The organism is Autumnicola tepida, from assembly GCF_031846485.1.
Classification (GTDB): Bacteria; Bacteroidota; Bacteroidia; order Flavobacteriales; family Flavobacteriaceae; genus Autumnicola; species Autumnicola tepida.
Map to the genome: position 1 here is coordinate 230,042 of NZ_JAVRHQ010000002.1, position 14,491 is coordinate 244,532.

The window sequence follows — 14,491 nt, forward strand, 5'->3', positions numbered from 1 at the left end:
CATTGGAATTAGCCATAGTTTATTTTGCGTCTTTGTCTTTTACAATCATTACTGAACATTTGGCGTGCGTTGCTAAATATCGTGAAACAGAACCCAATAAAAGACGTGAAAATGCTCCTTGCCCTTGCGAACCCACTACAATTAAATCGGCATCAAAAGATTCCGCTTTTTCTAAAATTTCTTTTTTAGGAAGGCCACTAACAACACTTGTGGTTATAGTAAGTGCCTTGTTTTCGGTCTTGATTTTATCGAAAGCTTCTGAAACGATTTTGTTTCCCAATTTTTTAGCGTTACTTCTAATTTCTTCTATGTAATTACCTATCCTGCCGCCCATAGTATGCAATCCCAGACCGGTTGTTTTAGGAACTTCATAAACATTTATAATATGAATTTCACTTTTTGAGGATGGGGTCATTTTTATAAGTTCGTGAATGGCTACTTTACTAAAATCTGAACCGTCTATGGCCAATATAATTTTCATAATTTGAATTTGTTATTAATTGAGATGTCCTATGCCTTATTGCATATACTTATGCTTTTTGAGTTTTTAAATAATCCACTGTTTCCTTTACTGATAATGGATACGTAGCATTTCCTGTGCGTACATAAAAAGTGGTGTTTCCTTCATCATTCACATAAACCGGTTCGTTGGAAGGTTCGATATTCACTACGCACACATCTTTTTCATTAATACTGTAGAATGAAATATGGTTGCTGAAACAAGCCTCGTGACTCAATTGCGTAGAAATAATCCTGAACACCTCACGTTCATACCCATCCCTGTTTTTGTGCTTTAGGGTTTTATAATCTTTTTCCAACCCCAAAACATTTCCGTCGTCATCAACACCAATTATTAATTTTCCACCTTTTGCGTTCATAAACCCTGTGATGGTTTTGGCTATGATAACTTCTAGGTCGCGATTGGTTGATTTACGGTAATAATCATAACGTATGGAAGACTTAAATTCTACCCGTTTATTTTCGCCAGCTTGAATTAATTCTTCAATGTCACGAACAAGCAGCCGCTGTTGCGTGCCTATAAGCTCATTTTTCTTTTTAAGGTTTATCCAGAACAAACCAGAAACTATTCCCAAGAAACCTCCCAATAATGTTAAAAGGCCACCCATTCCCCGCATATCGAAAGTAAAGGACTCTAAAAAACGTTGTTTTAAAACTTCTTGGAACAAGGAAAATGAAAAAGCTGTCTCGCTAAATTCAAACCAATAAAGCACCATTGTAAAGGGGTGTACTAGGAAATAAAAAATGCCTGCACCCAATAGAAAATGAATTAAAATGATCTTAATTTTCGCCATAACTTTTTTCAACTTTCACAATTTTATTTGTTTTTAATTTGAGCATTGTAAAAAGCAGCGATGCACGCGCCAATAAGCCATCCTAAAATAAAAATCTGTATGATACCAATAAGTGCTTCCGATAAGGGTACGTCCATCCTAATAATAGTGGTAACATCCAATCCGTGCGCAAGGCTATTAAAAAATGTTATGGATCCTTCCTGTCCCGCTGTAGCCATCACGATCATACAGCCCAGATATATCAAGGCTCCTGTTAGACCAAGAGCAAAACCGAATTTTTTTACGTTTAATCGATACATAATTTGTGTGTTTTAAGATTAGTTATCTGAGTTTAGTAAATTCTTGGATTCTTCAAATTCTTCCTTTGAAATTTCGCCCTTGGCAAACCTCTTCTTTAGGATGTCCAAAGGCTTTTCTTCTTTTGTTCTTTGGTATGGAATATCGGTTGGGATAAAGAAAATCCAAATGATTAAGGCCAACCAGATAAACCACCAAATGAGGTGCATACCTCCGAAACTTCCGTCATAAAAGTGCATAATTTTTAATTTTAAGGTTACTTTTCTATTTCCTCAATTGTATAGTCCTCAATAGTATTGAGTTGCTTTTGTAGTTCATCCACCGAAAGAGCTTCTTTCATTGTTATAAGTGTAGCTCCTTTTGGTGCCAAAAAAATCTCTGCTTTTTCGATGGCGGGATGCTCTTCCAAGGTCTTTTTGACCCTTGCCACACATCCAGCACAACTGATTCCGTTTATTTGAAATTTTTGTTTCATTAGGTTTAGTTTCTAGTGATGTTGATTTTCTTTTTTGTTTTTCTTTTTTAATCTCTCATCGGATAACCCGTGAGTATGGTTCCCGTGCCGCATTGGCATTAGCAAGTGTATGGCGAACATTATTATGATAAATGTAAATAGCCAAGTGCCGCCACCAATTCCAATAGAGGGTGCTAAAAAAATGAATAAAAGTGGGAGTCCGCAACCGAGGACCATCCATAACCAGTGATTTTTCATTGTTTTGTTTTTTTTGAATTAATATTTATTGCCCCTTACTTACAAGACCTGAACAGGCTTATGAGATAATTGGGGGGTTATCAACAAGCCGTGAGGAGATGTCTAGGCTTAAAATGAATGTGAATCTACCTGCTTTTAAAGTATTTCATCTGCATAACTTTCGTTGTTATCTATAAAATTTCGTCGTAAAAATTACGCTTCCAATTTTCCGTGTTTTTGTAGTCTGTCATACTCATACCCACTACTTCTTTAAACTGTCTTGACAAGTGGTTAACACTACTATAATCTAACAAGTGACCTATGTCTGAAAAAGAATGTCGTTTTAACTGAATGAGTTCCTTTACCTTTTCTATTTTCAGTTTTATAAAGTATTTTTCAATTGTTGTATTTTCATTTTTAGAAAATAGCTTACTCAATATTTTATAATCCCTGTGAAGAATAGAAGACAAGTGTTCTGAAGTATTCATTTTTAAATGAAGTGGTAGCTGAGTAAGCAGTTCGATTAGGATAATTTTTACTTTTTCAACCAACATTTCCTCTTCACTTTGTACTATTTCAAAATCATTGGAATGGAGCACTTTAGTCACAGCATCAGTAATATCCGTATCCGTTTTGCTGGAAGCTTCCACTAATAATTTGCCCAATTCCAAAGAGAGCACAATTACCCCAAGCTCTTCAAGTTCTTGTTTTATAACTTTTAGGCAGCGGCTACATACCATATTCTTTATCCAGAATTCTTTCTGTAAATCCATAGTATTATTTATTTACTGTTAGAAAATTTTTATCTAACAAAGGTTTATAATTTGCTCTTTTGCAAATAGTTGAGAGTGTGGCGTGCTCAGGAATGAGCGCACCAATTGTTAGCCTGTTCTTAGTACCGGCTAATACGGGAAATGTAGGTTATTTGAAAAAGAACCCACTTAGAAAGAAATCAAATTAAATATACCTCGTGGAGTACCTGAAAGTCTTTTGGTATGAGGGGTGGATCATAATTTAAAAAAGGGACGATATTTTGCTCAAGTCCCTCGAATAGATTTACGTAAGCGTAAAAAAATGTGTGCAGGAAAACCAGATTTTGATTTTCCATTTCAAATGAAGTTTTTTGAAAGTTATCGCTACCTTCTTTTACAAAAGATTTATTATCACAACAACCTTTTTTTTCAAAAGAACATTCTTTCAAAGAATTGGTTTGACCCTTAATCGAGTTATCACAAACCTGAGCTTTAGCAAAAACAGCCATATCCACAAGCTTATTACAGCAGAAATGCATATTCACAGTAAAGGACGACGAAGCGAACATTACTGCAAATACTAAAGAGATAGCTATTATTTTATTAAAACTTTGCACAATACGAATATAAAAAAAATTAACAAATGTTAACTATTTTTTTGGTCTAATTTTCTTAGTAGAAGATTATTATAAAAATTTTTTAAACCTTATTTTTTCCAAACGTAATGGAAAAAAGACAACTGAAATATGATATTTGTCATAATTTAAAAAGTCTAATCCTTTTATTTTTGTCGAAAATAAAAAAGGAAATAAAACTCTTTAAAAGTTTATTTTAACCGAAATAAAAAATTAGTAATATCTTTATATATTATTGTTTTTTATATCTTTGCAGAATTATGAAATCATTTTTCCATAAAATATTATCTATTGCCTTGGCGAGCTTAGTGTTTTTTACCACTATGTCGTTCACGGTGGATATTCATTATTGTGGAGATTCTTTGGTTGACTTTGCTTTATTTCATAATGCGCAGACCTGCGGAATGGAGGATCAGCCATCCCAAAAAAGTTGTGAGGAAGGTTTCTCGGAAAAACCTTGTTGTTCAGATACTCAAATAGTGGTTGACGGTCAAGATGATTTAAAAACATCCTATACTAATTTAACTTTTGAGCAGCAAGCCTTCGTTGCTACTTTCTTTTATACCTATTTTAATCTTTTTGATGGACTGGATAAAAACATTGTTCCATTTAGAGATTATACACCTCCCTATCTCATAAGGGACGTCCAGAAGCTTCACGAAACGTATTTAATTTGATTTTAAACAGTTTCCGATAAATATCGGAATAATTAGCCCTATGGTCAATACTATTTTGGGCTCAATTTCTTGTGTTTAATGTTTTGATTTTATCAAGATATTATTCGATGTATAACTGTTTAATAATCATTGTAATGCTGAATAAAAGCATCAAATTTTTAATCGAGAACAAGCTAGTAGCCCCGTTCTACTACTTGCACTTTTTATTGCTTGGGGAGTCGTAAACGCCCCGTTTGAATGGAATACAGGCTCACTTCCTCGAGACCCTGTTGCCGTAGATGCCATACCAGATATTGGCGAAAACCAACAAATTGTATTTACTAAATGGGATGGTCGTTCCCCTCAAGATATTGAGGATCAAATAAGTTATCCCCTTACTACTACACTATTAGGTATTCCAGGGGTAAAGACTATCCGTAGTTCTTCTATGTTCGGTTTTTCGAGTATCTATATCATTTTTGAAGAAGATGTGGAGTTCTACTGGAGCCGTAGCCGTATTCTAGAAAAATTAAATTCTTTACCGGCCGGCTTGCTCCCCGATGGGGTAAACCCATCTTTAGGTCCAGATGCCACTGGCCTGGGGCAAATTTATTGGTACACCTTAGAAGGGCGCGATAAAGATGGCAATGTAACCGGAGGTTGGGATTTAAACGAACTACGAAGTATTCAGGATTATTATGTGAAATATGCCCTTTCTTCGGCAAGTGGTGTTTCGGAAGTAGCTTCCATAGGAGGCTATGTTCAGGAATATCAGGTGGATGTTGACCCCGAAAAGATGCGTCAGTATAATATAGGATTAGGAGATATTGTTACAGCGGTCAAGGAAAGCAATAAGGATATCGGGGCGCAAACTTTGGAAATCAATCAGGCAGAATACCTGGTGCGTGGCCTGGGATATGTAAAGTCCATCGCCGATATAGAAAACGCTGTTGTTACTTCTGAAGAGTATACTTCAATAAAAATTAAAGATATAGCAAACGTTAGCTTGGGGCCTGCACCGCGTCGTGGAATTTTGGACAAGGAAGGCGCCGAAGTTGTAGGCGGGGTTGTTGTGGCACGATATGGGGCAAACCCGATGGAAGTGATCAATAATGTAAAAGAGAAAATAGATGAATTAAAAGCAGGCTTACCTTCCAAGGAACTGGCAGACGGACGTACCTCGCAATTGACCATCGTCCCCTTTTACGATCGGACGGAGCTTATTCAGGAAACCCTGGGTACCCTTGATGAAGCATTAACACTGGAAATACTCATTACCATATTTGTGATTGTTGTGATGGTGTTCAACTTACGGGCTTCCTTACTTATCTCTGGACTATTGCCAGTTGCGGTATTGATGGTCTTTATTTCGATGAAATTTTTTAACGTTGATGCCAATATTGTAGCACTATCTGGTATTGCCATTGCTATTGGTACAATGGTAGATGTAGGGGTCATTCTCTGTGAGAATATTATCAGGCATCTCGATGAAGAAGAGGAACGTTTTAGCAAAAGTGGCACAAGGCAGCCTATTAATACCGTAGTCTATGATGCTACTGCCGAAGTATCGGGAGCCATTCTTACCGCGGTATTGACCACTATTATCAGTTTTATACCGGTGTTTACAATGATTGGCGCGGAAGGAAAATTATTTCGACCCTTGGCCTTTACCAAAACAATGGCATTAATAGCATCTCTTATCGTGGCTTTATTCTTAATTCCACCTTTCGCATCTTTTTTGTTTCGTAGAAAAAGCATCAGGAGAACTAGCGGATATATCCTCAATGGGTTATTGATCCTTTTAGGGATCACGGCAATAGTTTCTGGATATTGGTTAGGGCTATTATTAATTGGCTTTGGAATTACAGCACTTTTAAAAGATGAAAATATTGCTTCTAAAATTTCCGATAAACTTACACTTTCAGATAAGCGGGCCAACACTATAAATATTTTTATTTCTGCCTTAGCGATTGTCTTTCTACTTGCAGAATACTGGCGGCCACTTGGCGTAGATGAAAGTATATTTTGGAATTTGCTATTTGTAGGTTTTATCTGTTTCGGTTTATTGGCGGTATTCTGGTTGTTTCAAAGTTACTATACGCGAATTCTACGTTGGGCACTCCGTAATAAAATTTTATTCCTTTCAGTTCCGACTATCATTGTGATTTTTGGAGTCCTAATTATGCAGAATACGGGTAAGGAATTTATGCCTTCCTTAAATGAAGGTTCTTTTCTTCTAATGCCCACCTCTTTACCTCACGCAGGTGTGGAAGAAAATAAACGGGTGTTGCAGCAATTGGATATGGCAGTTGCGAGTATTCCAGAGATAGAAACGGTCGTTGGAAAATCTGGACGAACCGAATCAGCACTGGATCCCGCACCTTTATCAATGTATGAAAATATCATTCAGTATAAGTCAGAATATATGCTGAATGACAAAGGGAAGCGACAAAGGTATAGGGTAAATGAGGATGGATTATTTGTGTTGAAGGATGGAAATTTGGTGGTAAACCCCAATAGTGAAGTGGATGAAGACGGAGATTACAAAGATTCAGAAATTAAAGATCCTTTTCTTATAGAAAGCCAAAACCTCATTCCCGATGATGATGGTGAGTTCTACCGAAACTGGCGTCCCGAAATACAATCCCCAGATGATATTTGGAACGAAATTGTAAGGGTAACCAAGCAACCCGGTGTAACCTCGGCCCCTAAATTACAACCTATCGAAACCCGACTGGTAATGCTCCAAACGGGAATGCGTGCGCCAATGGGAATAAAAGTAAAAGGTCAGGATTTACGTGAAATCGAAGCTTTTGGGATGCAATTGGAAAATATTCTTAAACAATCTGAAGGAGTAAAAAAAGAAGCTGTTTTTGCCGATCGTATTGTTGGAAAACCTTATCTGCTCATCGATATTAAAAGAGAGCGGCTGGCACGCTATGGAATTACTATAGAAGATGTCCAGCAAGTACTTCAAGTAGCCGTTGGCGGGATGCCACTCACACAAACCGTGGAAGGCCGGGAACGCTATGGGGTACGCGTAAGGTATCCGAGGGAGCTTCGCGGTAACCCTGATGACATTAAGGACATTTACGTTCCGGTCGAAAAAGGAAGCCCTGTACCATTGGGAGAACTTGTTGATGTGCGCTATGAGCAGGGTCCTCAGGTTATCAAAAGTGAGGATACCTTTTTAGTGGGATATGTATTGTTTGACAAACTCGACGGTTTTGCGGAGGTGGATGTTGTGGAAAATGCCCAGGCACTGATTCAGGAAAAAATCGATAGCGGTGAGCTTATCGTCCCCAAAGGGATCAACTACCAATTCACAGGTACCTACGAAAATCAAATAAGGGCAGAAAAAACATTATCTGTCGTAGTTCCTTTGGCTTTAGCAATAATTTTTCTAATCCTATATTTCCAGTTCCGCTCGGTGTCCACTTCCCTAATGGTCTTTACAGGTATCGCCGTTGCTTTTGCCGGTGGTTTCCTAATGATTTGGTTTTACGGACAGGATTGGTTTTTAAACTTCAACTTTTTTGGAGAAAACCTACGGGATCTTTTCCAGATGCACACCATAAATTTAAGTGTGGCGGTATGGGTTGGTTTTATCGCATTATTTGGTATTGCGACCGATGACGGGGTCGTTATGGCAACCTACCTTACCCAAACTTTTGACCGTAATAAACCTGAAAATAAAAAAGAAATACGGGATTCTATTGTGGAAGCGGGACAAAAACGCATACGTCCGTGTTTGATGACCACGGCTACCACAATCTTGGCTTTACTGCCAATACTGACCTCTACAGGCAGGGGAAGCGATATTATGATCCCAATGGCGATTCCAAGTTTTGGAGGGATGCTTATCGCATTAATCACGCTTTTTGTGGTGCCCGTACTATTCAGTATGAAAAAGGAATTTCAACTTAAAAGAGCGAGTAAATGAGATATTTTTTAATCATAGGAATTGTTTTATCGACCATAACTCAAATGAATGGCCAACAACTGCAATCCTATATTCAGGAAGCGGAGGCAAACAATCCGGAGATTCAGGCTTTCAAGCTGCGGTACAATATCGCTGAGGAAAAGATAAATGAAGTGAATACCTTGCCCAATACCGAATTTGGAGCGGCCTATTTTGTAAGTGAGCCAGAAACCCGTACAGGGGCGCAACGCGCTAAATTTTCTGTAAAACAGATGTTGCCCTGGTTTGGGACAATTACTGCACGGGAAAACTATGCTTCCGCTATGGCAGAAGCCGAGTATGTAGAGGTTAGCATTGCCAAACGAAAACTTGCATTATCGGTATCGGAACTCTATTATTTATTATATGGGATTAGGGCCAAGCAAAAAGTTTTGGACGATAATATCCAGCTGCTGGAAACCTACGAGCAATTGGCTTTAACTGCCACAGAAGTTGGCAATGCCAGTGCGGTAGATGTATTGCGGTTACAAATACGCCAAAACGAAATCTTACAACAGAAAGAAGTTTTGTTTCAAAAAGCCAAAGGAATCCAGGCGGCCTTGAATAGTTTGTTAGATCGTAAATATGACGAAGCTACAGAGGTAGTCACTAATTTAGGGATTCCAGAAGATGATCCCGTTCCCGGTTTTGAGGCACTTTCTTTAAATCCGGAGTTGCTTAAATTCGATAAGCTATATGAATCGGTTGTCCAATCAGAAAAACTCAATCAAAAAGAAAGCTTACCAAGTTTAGGGGTAGGATTGGATTTTATCCCTATCGAAGAACGCCCAGAGATGAATTTTAGTGATAACGGCAAAGATATTTTGATGCCTATGGTTTCGGTTTCCATCCCCATTTTTAACAATAAATATAAATCGATAACCAAACAGAATGAATTAAAACAACAAGAAATTCAATCGCAAAAGAATGATCGTTTAAACACATTAAAATCGAAGTTTGCCAGGGCGATTTCAGAACGGAACGAGGCCAGGATAAAATTCAACATTCAGGAGAAAAACCTAAAACAAGCCAAAAATGCCGAAGAAATCTTAATCAGGAACTACGAAACGGGCACGATTAACTTTAATGATGTATTGGATATCCAGGAGTTGCAGTTAAAATTTGGTATCAATCAGATAGAAGCTATACAAGAATACTATACGCAATCGGCGATGATTAATTATTTAACCAATTGATATGAAAAAAACGTTTTATATAAAAAATATGGTCTGCGACCGATGCATCAAGGTTTTAAAGTCTGAACTGATAAACGAAAATATTAAGGTTCTGGATATAAAATTAGGAGAAATAAAGATCGATATTCAAACAAAAAAAGACAAACAAACCATACAGGACGTGGTAGAATCGAATGGGTTTTACATTATCGATGGTGAGAACTTTAAAATGGTTGAACAAACAAAGATAACTTTGATCAATTTGTTGAATAATCTACCAGTAACTAACGAAAAACTCTCGGAAATACTCTCAAAGGAGTTGAACCAAGAATATTCCAGAATCAGCAAAATATTTTCTTACAATGAAAAGGTAACGCTGGAAAAGTATTTTATCAAACTAAAGGTTGAAAAGGCCAAGGAGTTGATACACAATAGGGAGCTCAACTTTACCGAAATAAGCCAACTTTTAAATTATAGCAACTTAACACATTTGAGCAATCAATTTAAAACAGAGACAGGGATGAGCCTAACGGAGTACAAAAATTTGGAAAAAAATTTTAGGAATCCCTTAGACCGAATTATATAAATATAAGCAATAATTATTAAACAATAATTTTAGAAAAATAAATATTTTTATGTTAAAAATCAAATCGATGCCTAAAATATTATTGACATTTTTAACAATGCTTGCGCTTTTCAATGCAACGGCACAAACCGCACGTCCCGAAGAAGGCAATGTGAATAATTTGCCGGTGCACGAATACACGCTAACCCTTAAGGAAGAAATGGTCAATAAAACGGGAAAACAGGTAAAAGGTATGACCATCAATGGCAGTATACCTGGGCCAACATTAGAATTTACCGAAGGCGAATACGCGGTTATTTATGTAAAAAACGAAATGAGCGTTGAAACCTCCATCCATTGGCACGGAATGCTATTGCCCAATTTTATGGATGGTGTGCCCTATTTAACAACCCCACCCATAAAGCCCGGCACCACCTTTAAATATGAATTCCCTATAAGACAATCAGGAACATATTGGTATCATTCGCACACGATGTTTCAGGAACAAAGTGGCGTTTTTGGATCTCTCTTAATCAATCCCAAAGAAAAAACGCTGGATTATGACAAAGATTTGGTATTGATGTTATCTGATTGGACCAATGAAAATCCTAAAAATGTGATGCGTAACCTTAAACGCGGTAATGAATGGTACCAAATGAAGAAAGGTACTTCCACCCCTTTAAATCAAGTTATTGGGCGGGGAGCATTTGGCGCACAACTCGATTTTTGGCGACAACGGATGGAAGGAGCAGACATTGCCGACGTCTATTATCCTGCATTCTTGATCAATGGCGAAGAATCGGTTGAATATCCACAATTTAAACCGGGAGAAAAAGTTCGGTTGCGTATCATAAATGGTTCCGCCTCCTCCCAGTTTTGGATGACCTTCGGTGGGGAAATGCCAATGTTGGTCTCAGCTGATGGTCAAAATGTAGTTCCCATTGCCCATAATAAGACTTTTATAGCCACTGCTGAAACTTATGATTTTATTGTTGCCGTTCCACAAAATGGAAAAATTGAGTTACGTGTAATGGCACAGGACGGTTCAGGGACCACCACAGCTTATATTGGTCAAGGTAAAATACTTCCTGCGGAAGTTGTCCCGAAACCCGATAAAATCCAGATGATGCAACAAATGGCAAAAATGGATATGAAAATGGGGGCGCACGCCCTAAAGTTCCGCCCTAAAAAGGACGAGCGGTATGAAATGAAAGAAGAATATGGGATGCAAATGGATATGGACCATTCGAAAATGAAGATGGACGATGACAAGATGAATATGCCGAAAGATTCAATTAAGCACGAAAAGATGAAACATCCCCAGGATAAAATGGATGATAGGGAGATGGAAGGAATGCAAATGTTTTCAGAATACAATTATAATTATCTTAAAACAACCGAAAAAACTTCGTATGATCAAAATCTTCCTGTCAGGGAAATACTGCTAAATCTAACAGGCAATATGAACCGTTACATTTGGAGTATGAATGGCGTTCCATTGAGTGAAACCGATAAGATAAAGATAAAGAGCGATGAAGTAACCCGAATTACCTACAATAACCTTACGATGATGCACCACCCGATGCACTTGCACGGTCACTTTTTTAGGGTTATTAACGAAAATGGGGAATATTCCCCCCTAAAACATACCGTAAACGTCCCGCCAATGCAGAAAGTTACTATAGAGTTTTATGGCAATAATGGTGATGAGTATGGGGATTGGTTTTTACATTGCCATATCCTCTACCATATGAATGCTGGTATGGACAGAATAATAAGTTACGACACACCTCGCGATCCTAGAATGAAAGAATATCCAGTTTCAAAATTAATCAACGAAACAGATCCATTCTACACCTGGGCATTGCTTGATGCGGCGTCCCATATGACGGAGTTTAATTTTGTGGCTTCTAACATTCGCAATCAGTTCAATGTATCCGCGGAATATGGGTGGAACAAGAACCTAGAGGCCGAAGTAACTTATGAACGTTATCTGCACGACTATTTGCGGGTCTTTGGCGGTGTAAATGTTGAAAATGAATTGGAGGACAGTATGGATGAAATTTCAACCACTGCAGTTGCTGGTATTCGGTATTTAACACCTTATCTCTTTAATCTCGATGTACGCATTGACAATAAATTAAGACCTCAAATAAGCTTAAGTCGGGAAATCCTCATATTTCCGAGAACTGCAATATTTGGAGAGTATGAATATCAAGCCGATTTCGGATGGGTTGACGACCTTCCAGTAGGCGATAATTTCGCCAAAGAAGTGACCTGGAATGCAGGAGTAGAATATTATTTATCACGAAACTTTTCCTTGATGGCAAGTTACGACAACCGCTTCGGTGCGGGTGGTGGGCTTTCCGCAAGATTTTAAAAACCAACTATTATGATGTACGAATGGGATTGGCTGATTTTACTGGGGGTTATAATACTAGGTATTGTTATCTACTCTGGCAGAAAACAGCAAAAGAAGAAAAAAAGAAAGGATGCCCTGAAAATATTGGATGAGCGCTATGCCAAAGGCGAAATTACAAAAAAGGAATATTTGGAACGTAAAGAAACAATTAATACCGATAAGTAATTTACAATTATTAAATAAAAATGAAATGAAAACACTTTTGAAAACATTATTAATTATCGCTGCAGTAGGAACGCTGGTTAGTTGTAAATCAGCCTTCAATGCTTCTGAAACGATGGATATTAAAGACAATCGAGAATCGATTTATCAGGAAATAATTTCAAATCCAGACCTGTTCAACGAATTTCTCGACCAGGCCCAACAAGATAGGAGGGCAAGAAAAATAATGATGCAAAAACATATGGAACAAATGGAATCTGGCAATATGCAAATGATGATGGAGAAAAACCCTGAAATGAAACAAAAAATGCAATCACATATGCAAATGATGATGGAGAAAAATCCGGAAATGAAAGGGAAGATGCAGTCCAAAATGCTAGACAAAATGATGGGCAGTGAGAAGGGCCGTAAAATGTTGATGAATAAAATTCATAACAACAAAATAATGAAAAAGGAAATGAAAGGGAAGATGATGCAAATGATGGACGAAAACCCTGAAATGATGAAGGAAATGATGCAAAAAATGATGAACGACCCAAAGATGAAGGAAAAGATGGAAAAAATGAAGGGCGAGATGAAGAACGCCCAAGGGCATAAGCACTAAAAAGAACTGAAAAAGAACAATAAGAACTTTCAATTATGATGATGTGGTGGTGGATATTGATACCGATTGTACTGGTATTGGTCTTATTTCTATATAATGGAAAAAACAGACAATATACCGTAAAGAAAGAAAATCCTATGGATGTTCTGAACAATCGATTCGCCAAAGGCGAAATTACCAAGGAAGAATATATCGAACGCAAAAAAACAATTAATCCCACCAATACCAATAATAGAAAGCCCAAGGACAATAACAAACTGGGAATGTGATTTTCAATAAAGTAACTGATTATTAATTTAAATTTAGAACCTATGAAAAATGAAAAATTGATTAAAGCATTGAACGACTGTGCCGCACATTGTAATTATTGCGCCGATGCCTGTCTGGACGAGGACAACATCCAAATGATGGTAGATTGTATTAGGACAGATAGAGCTTGTGCAGAAATTTGTAGCGCAACTGCAAAATTGCTCGCCGCAAATTATTCAGATGTAAAAGAAAAGGTAGAATACTGCCATAGGATCTGTAAAAAATGTGCAGATGAATGTGCAAAACACGATGCTCAGCATTGCAAAGATTGTGCAGAGGCGTGTAAAAAATGTGCAGAAGCCTGTGAAGCGTTCCTTGCATAATAAATTTGGATTTCCTCTTCTTAAGAAAATAAGAGGAGGAAATCCTTATTAACTATTAAAAAGATAAAATGAAAGCACTAATAAAAATATCATTTGCTGCCTTAACACTCATAGCATTTATAAGTTGTAAGGAAAAGCAAACGGTAAAAATTGATACACCAGAACAAGTAAAGAAAGAAGAAAAAATGACGGCGGATATTGCGGATCAGGATTTTGTAGATGGGATGACCGGTAAAATATGGCATAATTATCTGGAAATAAAGATGGCATTAACTGAAGAGGATGCAAATCAGGTGCAAAAAATTGCCAAAAGTATGGCAGATTCCTTTAGTGAAGAAAGAGCAACAATGAAAAGCATTTCCCAAAAAATGGCAGATACTGATGATATCGAAAAACAACGTGAATTGTTTGCGCAATTTACAGAAAAGGCGGGGCCAATGTTTGAAGATGCACTATCTGGAGGCACGATTTACAAAAAATTCTGCCCAATGGCCTTTAATAATAAAGGAGCGTATTGGTATGCTGACGTCAAAGAAATTTCTAATCCCTTTTTTGGTGATAAAATGCCTAAATGTGGATCAGTAGAGAAAACCATTTCAAAATAAAGAGTATTAATTTAAATCTAA

Annotated in this window: 16 protein-coding genes and 1 pseudogene; 10 read left to right on the forward strand and 7 right to left on the reverse strand. The window is 37.4% G+C overall.

Annotated elements, in window-relative coordinates; genetic code table 11:
* Positions 1 to 19 precede the first annotated feature (19 nt).
* From RM553_RS03710 to RM553_RS03740, 7 genes are all read right to left on the reverse strand, one after another.
* Positions 20 to 481 (reverse strand): universal stress protein, encoded by a 462-nt coding sequence (locus RM553_RS03710; protein ID WP_311533606.1) that lies wholly within the window; start codon positions 479 to 481, stop codon positions 20 to 22.
* A 49-nt stretch (positions 482 to 530) separates the two neighbouring features.
* A complete protein-coding gene (locus tag RM553_RS03715) occupies positions 531 to 1,325 on the reverse strand; it encodes an AlbA family DNA-binding domain-containing protein (protein ID WP_311533607.1) in 795 nt (264 codons plus the stop codon).
* An 11-nt stretch (positions 1,326 to 1,336) separates the two neighbouring features.
* Complete coding sequence (locus RM553_RS03720) at positions 1,337 to 1,612, reverse strand: DUF5676 family membrane protein (protein WP_150543744.1); 276 nt, start codon at positions 1,610 to 1,612, stop codon at positions 1,337 to 1,339.
* An 18-nt stretch (positions 1,613 to 1,630) separates the two neighbouring features.
* Positions 1,631 to 1,849, reverse strand: coding sequence for an SHOCT domain-containing protein (locus RM553_RS03725; RefSeq protein WP_150543743.1), 219 nt, complete (start codon positions 1,847 to 1,849; stop codon positions 1,631 to 1,633).
* Between the two features lie 17 nt (positions 1,850 to 1,866).
* Positions 1,867 to 2,085 carry a heavy-metal-associated domain-containing protein gene (locus RM553_RS03730; protein WP_311533608.1) on the reverse strand — a complete coding sequence of 73 codons (219 nt, stop codon included), beginning with the start codon at positions 2,083 to 2,085 and terminating at the stop codon, positions 1,867 to 1,869.
* Between the two features lie 407 nt (positions 2,086 to 2,492).
* Positions 2,493 to 3,074: a helix-turn-helix domain-containing protein gene (locus tag RM553_RS03735; protein WP_309729399.1), complete on the reverse strand. Its 582-nt coding sequence runs from the start codon at positions 3,072 to 3,074 to the stop codon at positions 2,493 to 2,495.
* Between the two features lie 179 nt (positions 3,075 to 3,253).
* Positions 3,254 to 3,670 (reverse strand): HYC_CC_PP family protein, encoded by a 417-nt coding sequence (locus RM553_RS03740; protein ID WP_432271445.1) that lies wholly within the window; start codon positions 3,668 to 3,670, stop codon positions 3,254 to 3,256.
* Positions 3,671 to 3,948: 278 nt separating this feature from the next.
* Between RM553_RS03740 and RM553_RS03745 the strand changes: the two genes are divergently transcribed.
* From RM553_RS03745 to RM553_RS03790, 10 genes and pseudogenes are all read left to right on the forward strand, one after another.
* A complete protein-coding gene (locus tag RM553_RS03745) occupies positions 3,949 to 4,365 on the forward strand; it encodes an HYC_CC_PP family protein (RefSeq protein ID WP_311533610.1) in 417 nt (138 codons plus the stop codon).
* Positions 4,366 to 4,499: 134 nt separating this feature from the next.
* A pseudogene (locus RM553_RS03750) lies at positions 4,500 to 8,287 on the forward strand (efflux RND transporter permease subunit).
* Positions 8,284 to 9,501, forward strand: coding sequence for a TolC family protein (locus RM553_RS03755; RefSeq protein ID WP_311533611.1), 1,218 nt, complete (start codon positions 8,284 to 8,286; stop codon positions 9,499 to 9,501). Before RM553_RS03750 ends, RM553_RS03755 begins: the two are co-directional and overlap by 4 nt.
* 1 nt (position 9,502) lies before the next feature.
* Entirely contained in the window at positions 9,503 to 10,066 is a 564-nt protein-coding gene (locus RM553_RS03760; RefSeq protein ID WP_311533612.1) for a helix-turn-helix domain-containing protein, read from the forward strand.
* A gap of 97 nt (positions 10,067 to 10,163) precedes the next feature.
* On the forward strand, positions 10,164 to 12,425 hold the full coding sequence (locus RM553_RS03765; RefSeq protein ID WP_311533632.1) for a multicopper oxidase domain-containing protein: 2,262 nt from the start codon (positions 10,164 to 10,166) through the stop codon (positions 12,423 to 12,425).
* A 12-nt stretch (positions 12,426 to 12,437) separates the two neighbouring features.
* A complete protein-coding gene (locus tag RM553_RS03770) occupies positions 12,438 to 12,632 on the forward strand; it encodes an SHOCT domain-containing protein (protein WP_311533613.1) in 195 nt (64 codons plus the stop codon).
* 25 nt (positions 12,633 to 12,657) lie between these two features.
* On the forward strand, positions 12,658 to 13,233 hold the full coding sequence (locus RM553_RS03775) for a hypothetical protein (RefSeq protein ID WP_311533614.1): 576 nt from the start codon (positions 12,658 to 12,660) through the stop codon (positions 13,231 to 13,233).
* 35 nt (positions 13,234 to 13,268) lie between these two features.
* Positions 13,269 to 13,502 (forward strand): SHOCT domain-containing protein, encoded by a 234-nt coding sequence (locus RM553_RS03780; protein WP_311533615.1) that lies wholly within the window; start codon positions 13,269 to 13,271, stop codon positions 13,500 to 13,502.
* A 42-nt stretch (positions 13,503 to 13,544) separates the two neighbouring features.
* Complete coding sequence (locus tag RM553_RS03785) at positions 13,545 to 13,865, forward strand: four-helix bundle copper-binding protein (RefSeq protein WP_311533616.1); 321 nt, start codon at positions 13,545 to 13,547, stop codon at positions 13,863 to 13,865.
* 68 nt (positions 13,866 to 13,933) lie between these two features.
* Positions 13,934 to 14,470: a DUF3347 domain-containing protein gene (locus tag RM553_RS03790; protein WP_311533617.1), complete on the forward strand. Its 537-nt coding sequence runs from the start codon at positions 13,934 to 13,936 to the stop codon at positions 14,468 to 14,470.
* Positions 14,471 to 14,491 lie beyond the last annotated feature (21 nt).

Excerpts from the sequence above, each read along its gene's own strand:
- RM553_RS03710 (WP_311533606.1), bottom strand. The coding sequence starts at position 481 with ATGAAAATTATATTGGCCATAGACGGTTCAGATTTTAGTAAAGTAGCC.
- RM553_RS03720 (WP_150543744.1), bottom strand. The coding sequence starts at position 1,612 with ATGTATCGATTAAACGTAAAAAAATTCGGTTTTGCTCTTGGTCTAACA.
- RM553_RS03725 (WP_150543743.1), bottom strand. The coding sequence starts at position 1,849 with ATGCACTTTTATGACGGAAGTTTCGGAGGTATGCACCTCATTTGGTGG.
- RM553_RS03730 (WP_311533608.1), bottom strand. The coding sequence starts at position 2,085 with ATGAAACAAAAATTTCAAATAAACGGAATCAGTTGTGCTGGATGTGTG.
- RM553_RS03735 (WP_309729399.1), bottom strand. The coding sequence starts at position 3,074 with ATGGATTTACAGAAAGAATTCTGGATAAAGAATATGGTATGTAGCCGC.
- RM553_RS03745 (WP_311533610.1), top strand. The coding sequence starts at position 3,949 with ATGAAATCATTTTTCCATAAAATATTATCTATTGCCTTGGCGAGCTTA.
- RM553_RS03755 (WP_311533611.1), top strand. The coding sequence starts at position 8,284 with ATGAGATATTTTTTAATCATAGGAATTGTTTTATCGACCATAACTCAA.
- RM553_RS03760 (WP_311533612.1), top strand. The coding sequence starts at position 9,503 with ATGAAAAAAACGTTTTATATAAAAAATATGGTCTGCGACCGATGCATC.
- RM553_RS03765 (WP_311533632.1), top strand. The coding sequence starts at position 10,164 with ATGCTTGCGCTTTTCAATGCAACGGCACAAACCGCACGTCCCGAAGAA.
- RM553_RS03770 (WP_311533613.1), top strand. The coding sequence starts at position 12,438 with ATGATGTACGAATGGGATTGGCTGATTTTACTGGGGGTTATAATACTA.
- RM553_RS03775 (WP_311533614.1), top strand. The coding sequence starts at position 12,658 with ATGAAAACACTTTTGAAAACATTATTAATTATCGCTGCAGTAGGAACG.
- RM553_RS03780 (WP_311533615.1), top strand. The coding sequence starts at position 13,269 with ATGATGATGTGGTGGTGGATATTGATACCGATTGTACTGGTATTGGTC.
- RM553_RS03785 (WP_311533616.1), top strand. The coding sequence starts at position 13,545 with ATGAAAAATGAAAAATTGATTAAAGCATTGAACGACTGTGCCGCACAT.
- RM553_RS03790 (WP_311533617.1), top strand. The coding sequence starts at position 13,934 with ATGAAAGCACTAATAAAAATATCATTTGCTGCCTTAACACTCATAGCA.